The following is a 14,184-nucleotide window of genomic DNA, read 5'->3' as shown; positions in this document are numbered from 1 at the left end:
CCCCCGAAGGTATTTCATGGCGAAAGGAAGGGGTCAGGGGCGTTTGTGGGCGGTGACGGGGCCGCCGCCCGTTTCGGCGATGCGGGCGGTGGCGGTTGCGATCGGTTCCTCGGTCACGGACATGTGGAAGGCGTTGGCGTGGATCATCTGGGTTTTGCTGGTGACGAGGGCCACGTGGCCTTTCCAGAAGAGCAGGTCGCCGGGGGCGTAGGGGCCTGTGGCATCGGCGAAATGCTGTTGTTGGTGGTCGCTGTCGCCGGGGCAGGGGATGCCGGCGGTGGTCAGGGCGATCTGGGTGAGGCCGGAACAGTCGATGCCTGCACGGGTGTTGCCGCCCCAGAGGTAGGGCGTGCCGAGGAACAGGCGCGCGGTTTCGGTCGGTGGCGCGCGGAACGGTGTGGCGGTGATCTGGGCCTTGGGCACATGGCCGAGATGGGTGTGGATGAAGTCGGCCGTCTCGTCCGTGGCGGTGAGGCGGGTGCCGAAGGTCAGCGCGTGGGCCTGGGGTGATTTGATGTCGGGCGCGGTATAGGCGTGGGCGGCGGGGGTGGTGACCACGTGTGTGGGTGTGGTGACTGGCCCCACGGCGTAGGCCGCAACAAACCCCACATAGCCGTCGAGATCCGCGCGCAGATAGGTGTGATCGCCTTGCGCGCCCAGCACCGTGACCGTCGCGCCGCCGATCAGCTGGCGGTCGCGCGCGCCGTTCGGGCCGCGTTGCAGGTCCACATGGGGGGCGGTGATCTGGCCGGGCCGTGCGCCGTCGACCAGGTGCGGGTCCGGGGTCAGCCGTGGGTCGGTCACGGGGACAGCATCCGCGGCAGGGCCGCGAGCAGGGCGCGGGTGCCCTGGCCCACGCCGCCCTTGGCGCGGGCGGGGGCGTCGGAGGGTTGCCAGCCGTAGATGTCGAAATGCATGTAGCGCCGCGCGCCTGCGAACCGGCGCAGGAACAGGGCGGCGGTGATCGATCCGGCAAAGCCGCCTTTGGGCGCGTTGTCGAGATCGGCGATGCCCGGTTCGATCATCGCCTCGTAGGGCGTGTGGAAGGGCATGCGCCAGACCGGGTCCGCCTGCGCGTGTGCGGCCTGTTCGAGGGCGGTCACCAGGGCCGGGTCATCGGTGTAGTAGGGGGCGAGGTCGGGGCCCACGGCCACCCGCGCGGCCCCGGTGAGGGTGGCCATGGAGATGACCAGATCGGGCGCGTCCTCGTCCGCGTAGGCGAGGGCGTCGGCAAGGACCAGCCTGCCTTCGGCGTCGGTGTTGTTGATCTCGACCGTCAGGCCCTTGCGCGAGGGCAGGATGTCGCCGGGGCGGAAGGCGTTGCCGGACACGCTGTTTTCGACGGCGGGGATGAGCAGGCGCAGTTGGACCCGTTGCCCGGTGGCCATGATCATCTGGGCGAGGCCCAGCGTGGCGGCGGCGCCGCCCATGTCCTTTTTCATCAGGCCCATCGACGCGCCGGGTTTGAGGTTGAGGCCGCCGGTGTCGAAGCAGACGCCCTTGCCCACGAGCGTGAGTTTCGGCCCCGTGCTGCCCCAGCGCAGGTCGATCAGCCGCGGTGCGCGGTCGGCGGCGCGGCCCACGGTGTGGATCAGGGGAAAGTTCCGGGCCAGCAGGTCATCGCCGCTGATGACGGTGATCCGGGCGTCGAACTGTGCGGCCACATCGCGTGCGGCCTGTTCGAGGTCGGGTGGCGCCATGTCGGCGGCGGGCGTGTTGATCAGGGTGCGGGTCAGCGCCTCGCCATTGGCGATGGCAGTGATGTGGCCCGCGTCGATGCCGTCGGGCGCGACCAGTCGCGCGGCCATGGGTGTCTGGTCGCGGTAGCGGTCAAAGCGGTAGCTGGCCAGCAGCCATCCCAGCGCCTCGGTGGCCAGGGTGTCCGGGTCGAGGTCGTGGTGCAAGGTGTAGGTGCCTGAGGGCAGGCGCGCCGCCCCTGCGGCAAGGTGGAAGCGCCCGCGCGCGCGGGCGGGGGCGGTGCCGTATCCGATGGCGGCCAGCGCGATGCCGTCCGGTCCGGGGCAGGTCAGGACCTGTCCAAGTGCACCCTTGAACCCCTGTGCCGTGACCCAGGCGCGGGTCGGCGCGTCCTGTGCATCGGCCCATGTGTCAAACGCGGCCTCGTCGAGCAGGTGCAGGGGGATGGCGGACGGATCCGGGTCGGCAAAGGCCAGGGTCATGGTGGGGCACCTTTTCGTGTGACGGTTGCCCTGACCCTAGCTGCTTTGCCCGGCGCTGCAAGATGCGGCCGCCTAGATCGTGATGTCCTGAAGATCCCAGATGGCGGTCAGCGACCCCTCGCCCGCGCGCAGCAGACGGCCCAGGGTGGCGGCCAGTGCCACCTGATCGCGCGCCTCGGTGCAGGCGACGACGTCGCGGGCGACCTGCGCCAGCACGGTCATGCCGATCTGGTCGGCGATGGCGATCAGCGACCGGCTGGATTTGCGCAATTCGTCCAGATCACCGGCGCGGTAGAGCCGGTCACAATGCGCCATGCGCAGCGCCAGTTCCTCCATCGCGCGGCAAACGACATCCTCGGCATTCACCGGGTCCATCTCGGAATACAGCGCGTCAAGCCGGTCATGGTTGACCTGAACCGGCTCTGCCAGCCGGATCTGTGTTACATTTGTCAAAACTCTCACCTCTTCTCACCCAATGTGGTGTGCCCCCACGGCTGACAGGGTGATCGCATGAACACCGTTCCCAAATCGTTAGGGCGGGATGGTCTTTTCGCTCGAATTTGCCGCGAATTCAGGCTAACCACCGCAGCCAGTACGAACAGGGACAGGCGGAACACCGACATGCACAGGGTCAAACCGTTACCGAATTTTCTTTTGCAGCGGTATCAGGGGTGGAAGGCCACGACCTATACCGAGAACAGCGCGTGGTACCGGCGTCTGGCGACCGAGGGGCAGCGGCCGCGGGCCATGATCATCTCGTGCTGCGACAGCCGGGTGCAGGTGACGTCCATCTTTGGCGCGGATCAGGGCGAGTTCTTCATCCACCGCAACATTGCCAACCTCGTGCCGCCCTATGAGCCGGACGGGGATCACCATGGCACGTCGGCGGCGGTCGAATATGCGGTGAACGTGTTGCAGGTCGCGCATCTGGTGGTGCTGGGGCATTCGCGCTGTGGCGGGGTGCAGGGGTGTCTGGACATGTGCGAGGGCCGTGCGCCCGAGTTGGAGGAAAAAGCAAGCTTTGTCGGGCGGTGGATGGACATCCTGAAGCCGAAATACGGCGAGGTGTCGGAGATGCCCGACAATGACAGCAAATCGCGCAGGCTGGAGCAGCTGGCGGTTGTCACCTCGATGGAAAACCTGATGACGTTTCCCTTTGTCGAGGAACGGGTGAACAACGGGTCGCTGAGCATCCATGGGCTGTGGACCGATATCGCCGAAGGCAGCATGAGCCAGTTCATGGGCAAAACGCTCGATTTCCAGCCGGTTTGACTTTACTTCGTGGCCGATCCGGCCACATGAACGGGCAATCCCGCCAAAGAGGTCACGATGGATCAGATACTGAGCCTGGCGGCAGCGAACCTGCTGTCCCCTATCATCCTGAGCTTTGCCCTTGGGGTGGCGGCGGCGCTTGCGCGGTCTGATCTGAACATTCCCGAGGCGGTGGCCAAGGGGATGTCGATCTATCTGCTGTTTGCCATCGGGTTCAAGGGCGGCGTCAGCGTGGCGGATCACGGGTTGGACGTGACGCTGGGCCTGTCGCTGTTGGCGGGTGTGGTGCTGTCGGCGGTGCTGCCGCTGATTGCCTTTGCGCTGTTGCAGGTGATGGGCAATCTCAGCCGTCTGGATGCGGCGGCGGTGGCGGCGCATTACGGGTCGATCTCGATCGTCACATTCGTGGCGGCGACATCCGTTCTGGAGGGAAGCGGGATCGCGTCCGAAGGGTACATGGTCGCCGTGGCCGCCGCGATGGAGGCCCCGGCCATCCTGTCGGCGCTGTGGTTGATTTCGCGGGGCGGAGACAGCCGCCGCATGGACAGCGATCTGCTGCGCGAGATCATGCTGAACGGGTCCATCGTCCTGCTGGTGGGCAGTTTCCTGATCGGGTGGGTCACAGGGGCGGAGGGGCTGGCCAAGATCGAGGCGTTCATCGTGTCGCCGTTCCAGGGTGTGCTGTGCCTGTTCCTGCTGGATATGGGTCTTGTCGCGGGGCGTGGCCTGCGCGGCGGATCGGGGGTGCTCAGGCCCGGTGTGCTGACCTTTGGCATGGTGATGCCGCTGGTGGGGGCGACGCTGGGCCTTGGCACCGGCCTGTTGTTGGGACTGACCACGGGGGGCGTGGCGCTGTTCATGGTGCTGTCGGCCTCGGCCAGCTATATCGCGGTGCCGGCGGCGATGCGTGTGGCCCTGCCCGAGGCGAACCCGTCGATCTACCTTACCCTGTCGCTCGGGGTGACGTTTCCATTCAACCTGACGCTTGGCATCCCGATCTATGTGGCCGTCGCCAGCGCGCTGACCGGAGGATAAGCCATGCAGACACATCAGGCCAAACGGGTCGCCATCATCATCGAACAGGTGATGCAAAGCCGTCTGACCGACGCCATGACCGATGCGGGCGTCACCGGGTGGACCGTGTTGCCGGTGCTGGGCGGGTCCGGTCAGTCCGGTGCCTGGAGCCGCGAGGGACAGATCAGCCGGGGCACCGGGATGGTGCAGGTGGTCTGTGTGATCCGGCCAGAGCGGCTGGATGAATTGCTGGAGGCGGCCTTTGCCGTGGTCGAGCGCCATATCGGCATCGTGTCGGTCAGCGATTGCGAAGTGCTGCGCGCCGAACGGTTCTGACGAAAACGGGGCGGCGCGCCATTGCTGGCGGGCCACCCCGTGTCACTCGTTACCTCACCTGTCCGCGCGACACTCATCCCGGAATGATCGTCACCTCAATGCGCGCGGATCCTGTTGGGGCGGTGCGCGGTTCCCGCGCGGGCCCTGAAACCTGTTGTCTTTGCTGATCCCGGATCGGCCGCGTGGGCGCGAAATCGGGGCTCCTTGTCGATTGTGGATGCACCGGCCGGCAGGCCATGCGCCGCATGGTGGCGCGCACGGTCTGTCACCGGCGCAACATCGTTCATGCAAGCTGGAGCTGGCGTCCTGCCATCAGGTGGCGTGGCTTCCCAAGCCGTGCCTTGGCGCGCTTTTGCAGCGCCGGGCGGGCCAGTTCGTCGGCAAAGAGATCCGACAGTTCGGCGCGCGTGACATCCGGTGCAACCGGCATGTCTGTTGTCATTTCCTCGGTCGCTGTCTCACCCAGCAGCTGTTTCATCCAAGTCATCATCCCACTCACCTCTTTATGTCTGGCCGGCCCCCCCGGACCGGTATTTGGCGTTCCGGCCCCCCCGGGCCGGTGTCTCTGGCGGCGTGTTGCCGTTCGATGGGATCTTTATGACAGCGACCAATTACTAATTTCTTGCCGTTTTCGGGGCAGTTTTCGGGGTGGCGTTAATGTCTTTATTAACGTAGTAAAATCAGCATCTTAGGTACGAAAAGAGGATATTTAAAACTGTATCCAGCCTGCTTGCAGGCGAGAATCATTGCGGGGTCAACATTTCTGTTAACCGGACCGCAACCATGATGGGGCTGTTTTAGCGCAGGATCATGCCCTCGGGCCAGGACAGGCGGGTGTCGAGGGTGATGGTCTGGGTCCCGGCGGGGGGCAGGTCGAACCGCCATTCGAGAATGCCGCGGCGGTCGTCCAGCGCGGTGTCGTCCGGGGCGGGGGTGGCCTGCCAGTCGATGACGAGGTCCTCCTGTTCCGAAAACGGGACGGCGTCGCGCAGGTGCACAGGCCATGTGCGTCCCGTCAGGTTCTCGATTTCGATGCGGACGGTTTCGTGTTCTTCGTTGCTGCGCGAGATCAGGCCGCGGTCGCCTTCGTTGCGGTTGAGGACCGTGCGGGTCAGGCGCAGCCCTTCGATGGGGCCAAAGAACACCTGCGCCTCGGCGCCCGGTGGCAGGAGGGGCAGGTCTGTGCCGCCGACCAACTGGGCGTCCACATACACGAGCGCGGTGCCCGGCAGCAGGATTTCGGGCGCGGTGTTGTCAAAGGTGACACGGCGATAGGCGGTGTCGTCGAGGCGCGGCACCGCATGGGCGCTGAGCGTGGCATCGAACGACAGCGTGTCGAGCGCGATGCTGGTGGCACCGACATCTGCGGGCACGGTAACAGTGCCGGGCAGGGTATAGGTGACGCCGACCCCGGAGAAGTCAGCGGCGGCGGTGACCTCTTCGACGATCACGGGCGCCTCGATCACCAGTTCGGCCATGCTGTCGGCCTGCATGCGGGACAGGGTGCGCTGGGGCTGGACCGGGTCCTCGATCCGGCGGCGAAGGGGCCACAGGGTGCCGGGGTCGGACCCGGCGAAGGGCGAGAGGGTGGATAGGGTCAGCGCCACTTCGGTCCAGTGTTCGTTGGACCGTTGCCGGATCTGTGCGCCGCGTTCGACGGTCAGGGTGTCGTCGTCGGTCAGGCGGAGCGTGTAGATGGGTTGCCAATTGGCGTTGTCGGTTGGGTAGGTCACGGTCAGGGCGACCGGCCCCGCCTCTGGCAATGAGACACGCAGGCCCAGCTGGGCGGGGTCGGAATTGGGCGGTGTCACCTGGTCAAGTGCTGCGCGGGCGGTGGCCACGGCGTGGGCAAGGTCGTCGCGCCCGATGCGCAGGGTGCGGGCCTGGGTCTGGGCGGCGAGCATGGCACCGCGTGCGGCGGTCCCGTCGGACGCGATCAGCTGACCGATGGCGCGCAGGGTCTCGGCGTCTGTATCGCCATCGCCGGTCAGGTCGATCCCACCCAGAAAGGCGACCTGATCGCGCGCGGCGTCGGCCTGCGCCTCGGCCAGGGCGATCTGGTCATCCAGCGCGGCCAGCGCGGCGGTGGCCGTGTCGAGCCGGTCCTTGGCCGCCAGCCAGGCCGGGGTGCGCGGGGCGCGGTAGGGGGTGGCGCTGCGATCCTGCCACTGGCGCGACAGCAGGGTGGCCCCGTCGAGCGCGATGTCGATCAGCTCCGCATCCACCGCAGCGTCCATATCCGCCAGTTGCAGAAGGTGCTGGCCCGCGGGCAGGTCGATCCGGGTGGTGCGAGTGATCATGGCGCCGCTGGCATAGGCGGTGACCGCCACGGGCGGCGCGGTGAGGGTGAAGGTGTCGGCGTGCACGGCGAGGGGCAGGGCGCAGAGGAGGGCAGCGGCAAGACGCATGGGGCAACCTTTCAGATCGGATGCCCCACCATGCCCGGCGAGGGAGCAAAGAAAAAGGGGCCAACCGGCCCCTTGTTCCCCCTGATGATCAGAGTGGCGTTAGCCCTTTTTCAGCACGCGCGTGCCGAGCAGTTCGGCGATCTGCACCGCGTTGAGGGCGGCGCCCTTGCGCAGGTTGTCGCTGACGCACCAGAAGTTCAGGCCGTTATCAATCGTCGAATCCTGCCGGATGCGGCTGATGAACGTCGCATAGTCGCCCGCGCATTCGATGGGCGACACGTAGCCGCCGTCCTCGCGTTTATCGATGACCATGATGCCGGGCGCCTCGCGCAGGATATCGCGCGCTTCGTCCTCGTCGAGGAAATCCTCAGTCTCGATGTTCACGGCCTCGGAGTGGCCGACAAAGACGGGCACGCGCACGCAGGTGGCCGTGACCTTGATCGAGGGATCGACGATTTTCTTGGTCTCGACGACCATCTTCCACTCTTCCTTGGTCGAGCCGTCTTCCATGAAGACGTCGATCTGCGGGATCACGTTGAAGGCGATCTGCTTCTGGAACTTCTTGGGTTCCACCTCGGATGTGGGGTTGTAGATGGCCTTGGTCTGGTCCCACAGCTCGTCCATCCCTTCCTTGCCGGCACCCGACACGGATTGGTAGGTGGACACCACGACGCGCTTGATCGTGGCGCGGTCGTGCAGGGGTTTCAGGGCCACAACCATCTGCGCGGTCGAGCAGTTGGGGTTGGCGATGATGTTCTTTTTGGCATAGCCCATGATCGCGTCCGGGTTCACCTCGGGCACGATCAGCGGAATGTCGGGGTCGTAGCGGTAGAGCGACGAGTTATCGATGACCACGCACCCGGCCTTGGCCGCGACGGGGGCATATTTCTTGGTCGCGTCGGACCCGATGGCAAAGAGCGCCATGTCCCAGCCCGTGAAGTCGAACGTATCAAGGTCCTTTGTCGTCAGCGTCTTGTCACCGAACGTCACCTCCGTTCCCAGCGAACGGCGGCTTGCCAGCACGGCAATCTCGTCCACGGGAAACTGGCGCTCGGCCAGGATGTTCAGCATTTCGCGGCCCACGTTACCGGTGGCGCCCGCGACGACGACACGATACCCCATGATTGTCTCCTTTTTGGGTAGGTGGGTGGCCCTTACACCCATTGGCGCATGGGGGAAAGGGCGTCAGTCGGTGGAGTCACGGCTTAGTGCGTAGATCGCCACACCGACGGCCAGTGCAATCGCGAAAAAGGCAAAGAGCACGGTGTAGGGTGTGGCGGGGTCGCCGCCTGTGTAGGCGCTGTGCAGGCGGCCCGAGGCGAACTGCATCACGCCGACGCCGCCTATGCCAAAGAGGTTCATCAGCGTCACGCCCCGCCCGGTCAGGTGCGCGGGAAAGAAGCTGCGCGCGTGGGCGATGATGACGGGGAAGGACGCGCCGAAAAACCCGATGGCGGCCATGATCGCGATGGAGAGCGTGGCGCTGCGACCCGTTTGGGTGATCAGCCCGGTGAGCAGCAGGATGGTCAGGGCGTTGCCGCCGAACACGACCCATTTGCGCGTGCCCAGCAGCCGGTCGAGCGGGCCGTAGGCGAGGGTGCCCACGATCATCGCGAGGCTCATCACCAGTGTGGCGACGCCGATCTGGCCGGTACTCAGGTCGAACACGTCGCGCAGGTAGGGGCCGATCCAAAGGCCCCGGATGGCGGCCACGGGGGCGTAGTTGACGAACATGATCGGGATGATCAGCCAAAGGACGGGCAGGCGCAGCAGGTCCATCAGGCTGCCCTGTCCTGCCGCGTCGGCGCGGGCGGGATCGCGGACGGATGTCAGGACGCCGATGGCCACGGCGCCCGACAGGGCCGCCAGCGCCCAGAGGGACGCGCGCCAGCCGATGGCGTCCACGGCGAAGGCGAGCGGGTAGGAGGAGATCAGGTTGCCCACGGTGCCGATGCCGATCATCAGCGCGGCCAGCGTGGCAAAGCGGGCGGGCGGGAATTCGCGGGCAAAGATATAGAAGCTGGCCATAAGCACCGGCGAGCAGCCCACGCCGATCAGCGCCATGGCGGCGTGGATGTGCAGGGGTGCCTGGGCCAGGGCAAAGAGTGCCGCCCCGCCACCACTCCCCACCAGCAGGAGCCACCCGGCGGTACGGCGCGGCCCAATGGTGTCGAGCGCACGGCCGACGGGGATCTGCATGGCGGCAAAGGCGAGGAACCAGTAGCCCGACGCGGTGGCCAGCACGGCGGGTTCGATGCCGAGGGCGTCGCGCAGCGGTGTTGTGAGGACGGCGAGGAACGCGCGGAAGAACTGGCTGAGCACATAGGCCAGCCCCAAGAGCAGCAATCCGGTTTTCATGGTTCCTCTTCCCTTGATGTCAGGGGTGACATGGAAGGTGGGGGTGCGCAAGGGTGATTGCCGTGCCGTGCGCCCGTGCTAGGGTTCAAGGCAGAGAGGTACGGTTACATGTTCTATGATGCGTTGCGGCTGCGGTCGTCCTTTTCCGATCTGGCCGACCCGGCCCAGTACACGCCGCTGCCGGATGACTGGGTTGTCGGCACCTCGGATATCGTCGGGTCGACGGCGGCGGTGGCGGCGGGCAAGTACAAGACCGTGAACATGATCGGCGCGGCGGTCATTTCGGCGCAGATCAACGCGGCGGGCGGGCGTGCCTTTCCTTATGTGTTTGGCGGGGATGGGGCGGCCTTTGCCCATCCGCCGGAATTTGCCGAGACGGCGGCGCAGGCGCTGGCGGCGGTGCAGGTCTGGGCCACCGAAGAGTTCGACATGGGGTTGCGCGTGGGCCTGTTCCGCGTGGCGGACATCCGCGCGGCGGGGCGGGATGTGGCCGTGGCCCGCTATGCGGTGTCGGACGGTGTGGATTACGCAATGTTCGCGGGCGGCGGCATCAGCTGGGCCGAGGAGCGGATGAAGGCGGGGGTGGATACGGTGCCTGCGGCGGCGCCGGGCACGTGGCCGGATCTGACGGGGCTGAGCTGTCGGTGGAACCACATGGCGGCGCGCAACGGCACCATCCTGTCGCTGCTGGTGCAGCCGGCGGCGGGCGCGGAGGAGGCGGCCTTTGCCCGTGTGACGCAAGCGGTGCTGGACGCGGTGGCGCATCTGCGCCGCAACGGGCACCCGTCCCCTGCCGAGGGACCGGGGTTCAGCTGGCCACCGCCCGGTGCCGGTCTGGAGGTGTCCGCGCGCCCCGAGGGGGTCACGGCGGCCAAGCGCAAGCGGCAGATCTGGATCGAGACGGCGATGGCCTGGGTGTTCTTGACCACGCGGATCAAGTTGGGCGGGTTTGACCCGGCGCATTACCAGCGCACCGTGGGGGCGAATGCGGATTACCGCAAATTCGATGACGGGTTGAAGATGACCATCGATTGCGATGCGGACACGGTGTCGGCGCTGCGCCGTATCCTGGACATGGCGCGGGCACAGGGGATTGCGGATTACGGGATGCACACGCAGGACGAGGCGATGATGACCTGTATCGTGCCCTCGATCATGGAGGACACGCATGTGCATTTCATCGACGGGGCCGCGGGCGGGTATACGCAGGCCTCGGTCGGGTTGAAGGCAAGGGCCTGAGCCGGGTCAGCGTTTCCACTTTTGCGCCAGAGTGCGCATCTGGTTGGCGAGGATCAGCAGGTCGATGCCGGTGGCGACAAAGCGCGCACCCCAGTCGAGGCAGTCCTGCGTGAACGCATCGGTCGTGGCCAGCACGCCGGGGGCCTTGCCCGCGGCCTCGATGCGGGCGAAGGCGTCCTTGATCGTGGCCTGGACCTCCGGGTGGGTCAGGTTGCCCATGTGGCCCATATCGGCGCTGAGGTCGGCGGGGCCGATGAACACGCCGTCGATGCCGTCCACGGCGAGGATGTCGTCGAGATTGGAGATGCCTGCGCGGTTTTCGACCTGGATCAGCAGGCAGATCTGGTCATCGGCGGTCTGGCCGTAGTCGGTGATGGCGCCAAAGCGGCTGCACCGTGCGCCGGAATAGCCCACCCCGCGCCCGCCCGTGGGCGGGTAGCGCACGTCGTGGACCAGTTGGCGGGCCTGTTCGGCGGTTTCGACCATGGGGACCAGCACGGTTTGCGCGCCGGCGTCGAGCACCTGTTTGATGATCCAGGTCTCGCCCGTGGGCACGCGCACGGCGGCGTGGCTGTCGGAGGCCTGAAGCGCCATGAGCTGCATCCGCATCCGCGAGATGTCATAGGGCGTGTGTTCGCCGTCGATCAGCAGCCAGTCGAACCCGGCGGTGCCTGCGATTTCGGTGGCGAGCGGATCGCCGAGGCTGAGCCAGCATCCGATGACGGTTTCGCCGTTGCGGATCGCGGCCTTGAACGGGTTGTGGGGGGCGGGCATGGGCGGTCTCCTTTGATGTCGGGGCACCCTAGCCGGAGCGGTGCGCCCGTGGCTACTGTGGAAATGCGGCGCTGGCGCGCCACGCGATGCCTGGCCTTTGCGGGGCGCAAAGGCGGTGCCTCCGGCGGGCATGTATTCTGGAACAATGAAGGGGTCAGAGGACCTTGATCACGTCCTTTTCGACGCTGAGCATGTAGCCGCGGCGGGCGATGTTCTTGACCAGCAGTTCGCTGACGATCTGGTTGCCCAGCGTGTCGCGCAGGCGTTTGATGCGGGTGGCGCCTGCTGCCTCTTCGCAGTCTGCCGCGTTGCGGCCCGAGATCACGCTTTCGATTTCGGAGCCGGACAGGACGTCGTCGTCCATGCGTGCCTCGGCCAGAACGGACATGGTTTCCATCGCGGCGTCGGTCAGTTTGAAGCCGAGGTTGTTGAGGTAGACGGTGTTTTCCTCGCGGCTGATCAGCAGGGAGTTGACCTGGATGCCCACGCGTTCGATCTGGGCCATGCGGCGGTTGAAGCCCACGAGCAGGATCAGGAAGACCAGGGCGGCGATCATCATTGCGGTGGCGAAGACCAGCAGCACGAAGATCACCAGCCGGTAGCTGGCCAGCGTGTCGGCGAAAGCGGTGCCGGATTGGGCGAGGATTTCCAGCAGTTTGATGTCGGTCTGTTCCGTGAGGTCGGCGTTTTCGATGAACATGCGTTCGACGCGCGCGTCAAAAGCCCCTGCATCGGGCAGGGAGAAGAACAGCAGGGCCGCGGCCAGAACGAGGAGGAGCACGATGCCCGCGATGCCGAAGACGACGAGGCGGCCGCCGGTGCGGCGCATGTCAGAAGCGGAGGTAGTAGTGTCCTGCACTGGCTTTCCTTTGATCGAGGCCTTCGGGGCCGAACACCGATTGAACTTGCAGGAGCGTCCAGCCCTGCGCGGCGAGGCGGGGCCCCAGTTGTTGTTGTGCGTTGCCGGGCGCGCAGTCACCGGAGATCTGGGCCACACCATAGTGCAGGCGCAGAGGGTTGTCCTGTTTGGCCTTGTAGTCGGCAAAACACTGGGCCTGTGCCATGGCAGTCGTGGCCAGCACGAGCGGGAGGGAAAGCAGGATCTGTTTCATGGCCCCAACCTGCGGCGTTCGGGCGGGATATTCAATAACCGTGCCGGTGCGCGGCGCGTGATATTCGATAACAGGGGGGCGATATTGCCTGTCTGACAGCCGGGGGGCCAGATCGGTGGCATCAACACCGCACTCTTGCGCTTTTGGAAAAAGGACTGCCCCATGACGCTGCGTATTCAGAAGACATTCATTGCCACGGTGGCTGCGGCCGCGATTGCGATCACCGGAATTGGTGCCGCCCCGGCGCGGGCCGGAGAGGACGAGGTGGGGGCGGCGCTGGCGGCCTTGCTGGGATTGGCGATTGTGGGCGCGGTCATCAAGGAGAAGCGCGACGACCGCAAGGCGCGCCAACAGGTGCATGTACCGCAGCCGCATGTGCAGCCCGGTCCTCCGCCGCGTCATGTCACGCGCCATCCGCGCCATGTCGAGCCACGGCCCCTGCCGCGCCGGGTGAACCGCAAGCTGTTGCCGCAGCGGTGCCTGTTCAACCTGCCCAATGACAATGGCCGCTATATCCAGGTCTTTGGTCAGCGGTGTCTGAACCGTCACTATTCCCATGTGGGCCAGTTGCCGCAGCACTGTGGGCGGCGTGTGTGGACCAGCCGCGGGGCCGGGTTCGGCTATGGCGCGCGGTGCCTGAACAAGCAGGGATATCAGTTGGCCCGTCGGTAAGAGCGGGCAGCGGCGGCCCCCTTGGTCCCTTGGGGGCGGCCAGACTGGAAAGGGCGGTGTTCGGGCACCGTCCTTTTTTCCGTGTCTGGTCTTTTTTATGGTGTTGCAATCCGGGCGGTGGTTCGGTGTGACTGGCGCCGGGATGTGCATATTTCTGGAACAATGAAAGGTTGGGGCGGTGCCTGACTTTGAGATCGAAGCGCGGATCGGCGGGCGTGTGGCCGGTGTGGACGAGGTGGGGCGCGGGCCCCTGGCCGGGCCGGTGACGGCGGCGGCGGTTGTGCTGGATCCGGCGTTCATTCCGGAGGGGCTGGACGATTCCAAGAAGATGACGGCGCGGCGTCGGGCGGCGGTCTGGGCCGGGATCATGGCCCATGCGGATGTGTCGGTGGCCCATGCGAGCGTGGCGGAGATCGAGGAGCTGAACATTTTGCGGGCCTCGCATCTGGCGATGGAGCGGGCGGTGGCCGGGTTGCGGTGCCGTCCGGATCACGCGTTGATCGACGGCACGATGGTGCCGCGGGGGCTGGACGTGGTGGCCACGCCGGTGGTGCGTGGCGACGGGCGGTCGGTGTCGATTGCGGCGGCCTCAATTGTGGCCAAAATATGTCGCGATCGGATCATGGTGGATTTGGCGCAACAGCATCCCGGCTATGGCTGGGAGACGAACATGGGATATCCTTCAAACCGTCACAAAATGGCATTGGAAAATCTTGGGGTGACCCCACACCATAGACGAACCTTCAAACCCGTCCACAATATGTTGTGACAAGTATTTTTCGTAAGGCGCTGATTCAAAAAAGAATTTGACCGCGAATC

General features: G+C 66.0%; 16 protein-coding genes. 6 read left to right on the top strand and 10 right to left on the bottom strand.

All coding sequences use genetic code 11. From position 1 onward, the window contains the following. Window positions 1-33: 33 nt before the first annotated feature. The 3 genes from Q0949_RS10980 to Q0949_RS10970 all read right to left on the bottom strand — a co-directional run bounded on the left by Q0949_RS10980 (window position 34) and on the right by Q0949_RS10970 (window position 2,642). Window positions 34-804 (bottom strand): NlpC/P60 family protein, encoded by a 771-nt coding sequence (locus Q0949_RS10980; RefSeq protein WP_299371667.1) that lies wholly within the window; start codon window positions 802-804, stop codon window positions 34-36. After that, a complete protein-coding gene (locus Q0949_RS10975; protein WP_299371665.1) occupies window positions 801-2,180 on the bottom strand; it encodes a M17 family metallopeptidase in 1,380 nt (459 codons plus the stop codon). Before Q0949_RS10975 ends, Q0949_RS10980 begins: the two co-directional genes overlap by 4 nt. Window positions 2,181-2,252: 72 nt before the next feature. Next, a complete protein-coding gene (locus Q0949_RS10970) occupies window positions 2,253-2,642 on the bottom strand; it encodes a hypothetical protein (RefSeq protein ID WP_366524027.1) in 390 nt (129 codons plus the stop codon). Window positions 2,643-2,801: 159 nt separating this feature from the next. Here Q0949_RS10970 and Q0949_RS10965 point away from each other — a divergent pair, with 159 nt between their 5' ends. From Q0949_RS10965 to Q0949_RS10955, 3 genes are read left to right on the top strand one after another with little or no spacing between them, the layout of a single operon-like run. Then, entirely contained in the window at window positions 2,802-3,452 is a 651-nt protein-coding gene (locus Q0949_RS10965) for a carbonic anhydrase (RefSeq protein ID WP_299371661.1), read from the top strand. Window positions 3,453-3,509: 57 nt separating this feature from the next. After that, entirely contained in the window at window positions 3,510-4,487 is a 978-nt protein-coding gene (locus tag Q0949_RS10960) for a sodium-dependent bicarbonate transport family permease (protein ID WP_299371659.1), read from the top strand. Window positions 4,488-4,490: 3 nt separating this feature from the next. Further along, window positions 4,491-4,802, top strand: coding sequence for a transcriptional regulator (locus Q0949_RS10955; protein ID WP_299371657.1), 312 nt, complete (start codon window positions 4,491-4,493; stop codon window positions 4,800-4,802). Window positions 4,803-5,085: 283 nt separating this feature from the next. Here the strand turns inward: Q0949_RS10955 and Q0949_RS10950 are convergent, their stop codons facing one another. The 4 genes from Q0949_RS10950 to Q0949_RS10935 form a co-directional block, all read right to left on the bottom strand. Beyond that, window positions 5,086-5,292 carry a hypothetical protein gene (locus Q0949_RS10950; RefSeq protein WP_299371655.1) on the bottom strand — a complete coding sequence of 69 codons (207 nt, stop codon included), beginning with the start codon at window positions 5,290-5,292 and terminating at the stop codon, window positions 5,086-5,088. 307 nt (window positions 5,293-5,599) lie between these two features. Continuing rightward, window positions 5,600-7,210, bottom strand: coding sequence for a DUF4139 domain-containing protein (locus Q0949_RS10945; RefSeq protein ID WP_299371653.1), 1,611 nt, complete (start codon window positions 7,208-7,210; stop codon window positions 5,600-5,602). 99 nt (window positions 7,211-7,309) lie between these two features. Next, a complete protein-coding gene (locus tag Q0949_RS10940; protein WP_299371651.1) occupies window positions 7,310-8,332 on the bottom strand; it encodes an aspartate-semialdehyde dehydrogenase in 1,023 nt (340 codons plus the stop codon). 63 nt (window positions 8,333-8,395) lie between these two features. Beyond that, window positions 8,396-9,568 (bottom strand): MFS transporter, encoded by a 1,173-nt coding sequence (locus Q0949_RS10935; protein WP_299371648.1) that lies wholly within the window; start codon window positions 9,566-9,568, stop codon window positions 8,396-8,398. Between the two features lie 108 nt (window positions 9,569-9,676). On the opposite strand from Q0949_RS10935, the gene Q0949_RS10930 reads away from it, so the two are divergent. Continuing rightward, entirely contained in the window at window positions 9,677-10,807 is a 1,131-nt protein-coding gene (locus Q0949_RS10930; RefSeq protein ID WP_299371645.1) for a DUF3095 domain-containing protein, read from the top strand. Window positions 10,808-10,813: 6 nt separating this feature from the next. Here Q0949_RS10930 and Q0949_RS10925 read toward each other — a convergent pair whose 3' ends face one another. From Q0949_RS10925 to Q0949_RS10915, 3 genes are all read right to left on the bottom strand, one after another. Then, window positions 10,814-11,581, bottom strand: a complete 768-nt coding sequence (locus Q0949_RS10925; protein ID WP_299371642.1) for an HpcH/HpaI aldolase/citrate lyase family protein — start codon at window positions 11,579-11,581, stop codon at window positions 10,814-10,816. A gap of 154 nt (window positions 11,582-11,735) precedes the next feature. Further along, entirely contained in the window at window positions 11,736-12,440 is a 705-nt protein-coding gene (locus Q0949_RS10920; RefSeq protein ID WP_299371639.1) for a hypothetical protein, read from the bottom strand. Beyond that, window positions 12,412-12,693, bottom strand: a complete 282-nt coding sequence (locus Q0949_RS10915; RefSeq protein WP_299371636.1) for a hypothetical protein — start codon at window positions 12,691-12,693, stop codon at window positions 12,412-12,414. Before Q0949_RS10915 ends, Q0949_RS10920 begins: the two co-directional genes overlap by 29 nt. A 162-nt stretch (window positions 12,694-12,855) precedes the next feature. On the opposite strand from Q0949_RS10915, the gene Q0949_RS10910 reads away from it, so the two are divergent. Together Q0949_RS10910 and Q0949_RS10905 are read left to right on the top strand one after the other, a co-directional pair. Beyond that, complete coding sequence (locus Q0949_RS10910; RefSeq protein WP_299371633.1) at window positions 12,856-13,365, top strand: hypothetical protein; 510 nt, start codon at window positions 12,856-12,858, stop codon at window positions 13,363-13,365. Window positions 13,366-13,543: 178 nt separating this feature from the next. Further along, a complete protein-coding gene (locus Q0949_RS10905) occupies window positions 13,544-14,134 on the top strand; it encodes a ribonuclease HII (protein ID WP_299371630.1) in 591 nt (196 codons plus the stop codon). The last annotated feature ends 50 nt before the right edge of the window (window positions 14,135-14,184 follow it).

Origin of the sequence: uncultured Tateyamaria sp. (assembly GCF_947487805.1) — a bacterium.
Classification (GTDB): Bacteria; Pseudomonadota; Alphaproteobacteria; order Rhodobacterales; family Rhodobacteraceae; genus Tateyamaria.
The sequence above is the reverse complement of the archived record's forward strand: the minus strand, read 5'-3'. Positions and strand labels throughout refer to the sequence as shown.

Excerpts from the sequence above, each read along its gene's own strand:
- Q0949_RS10955 (WP_299371657.1), top strand. The coding sequence starts at position 4,491 with ATGCAGACACATCAGGCCAAACGGGTCGCCATCATCATCGAACAGGTG.
- Q0949_RS10910 (WP_299371633.1), top strand. The coding sequence starts at position 12,856 with ATGACGCTGCGTATTCAGAAGACATTCATTGCCACGGTGGCTGCGGCC.
- Q0949_RS10960 (WP_299371659.1), top strand. The coding sequence starts at position 3,510 with ATGGATCAGATACTGAGCCTGGCGGCAGCGAACCTGCTGTCCCCTATC.
- Q0949_RS10965 (WP_299371661.1), top strand. The coding sequence starts at position 2,802 with ATGCACAGGGTCAAACCGTTACCGAATTTTCTTTTGCAGCGGTATCAG.
- Q0949_RS10930 (WP_299371645.1), top strand. The coding sequence starts at position 9,677 with ATGTTCTATGATGCGTTGCGGCTGCGGTCGTCCTTTTCCGATCTGGCC.
- Q0949_RS10945 (WP_299371653.1), bottom strand. The coding sequence starts at position 7,210 with ATGCGTCTTGCCGCTGCCCTCCTCTGCGCCCTGCCCCTCGCCGTGCAC.
- Q0949_RS10925 (WP_299371642.1), bottom strand. The coding sequence starts at position 11,581 with ATGCCCGCCCCCCACAACCCGTTCAAGGCCGCGATCCGCAACGGCGAA.
- Q0949_RS10940 (WP_299371651.1), bottom strand. The coding sequence starts at position 8,332 with ATGGGGTATCGTGTCGTCGTCGCGGGCGCCACCGGTAACGTGGGCCGC.
- Q0949_RS10935 (WP_299371648.1), bottom strand. The coding sequence starts at position 9,568 with ATGAAAACCGGATTGCTGCTCTTGGGGCTGGCCTATGTGCTCAGCCAG.
- Q0949_RS10915 (WP_299371636.1), bottom strand. The coding sequence starts at position 12,693 with ATGAAACAGATCCTGCTTTCCCTCCCGCTCGTGCTGGCCACGACTGCC.
- Q0949_RS10950 (WP_299371655.1), bottom strand. The coding sequence starts at position 5,292 with ATGATGACTTGGATGAAACAGCTGCTGGGTGAGACAGCGACCGAGGAA.
- Q0949_RS10975 (WP_299371665.1), bottom strand. The coding sequence starts at position 2,180 with ATGACCCTGGCCTTTGCCGACCCGGATCCGTCCGCCATCCCCCTGCAC.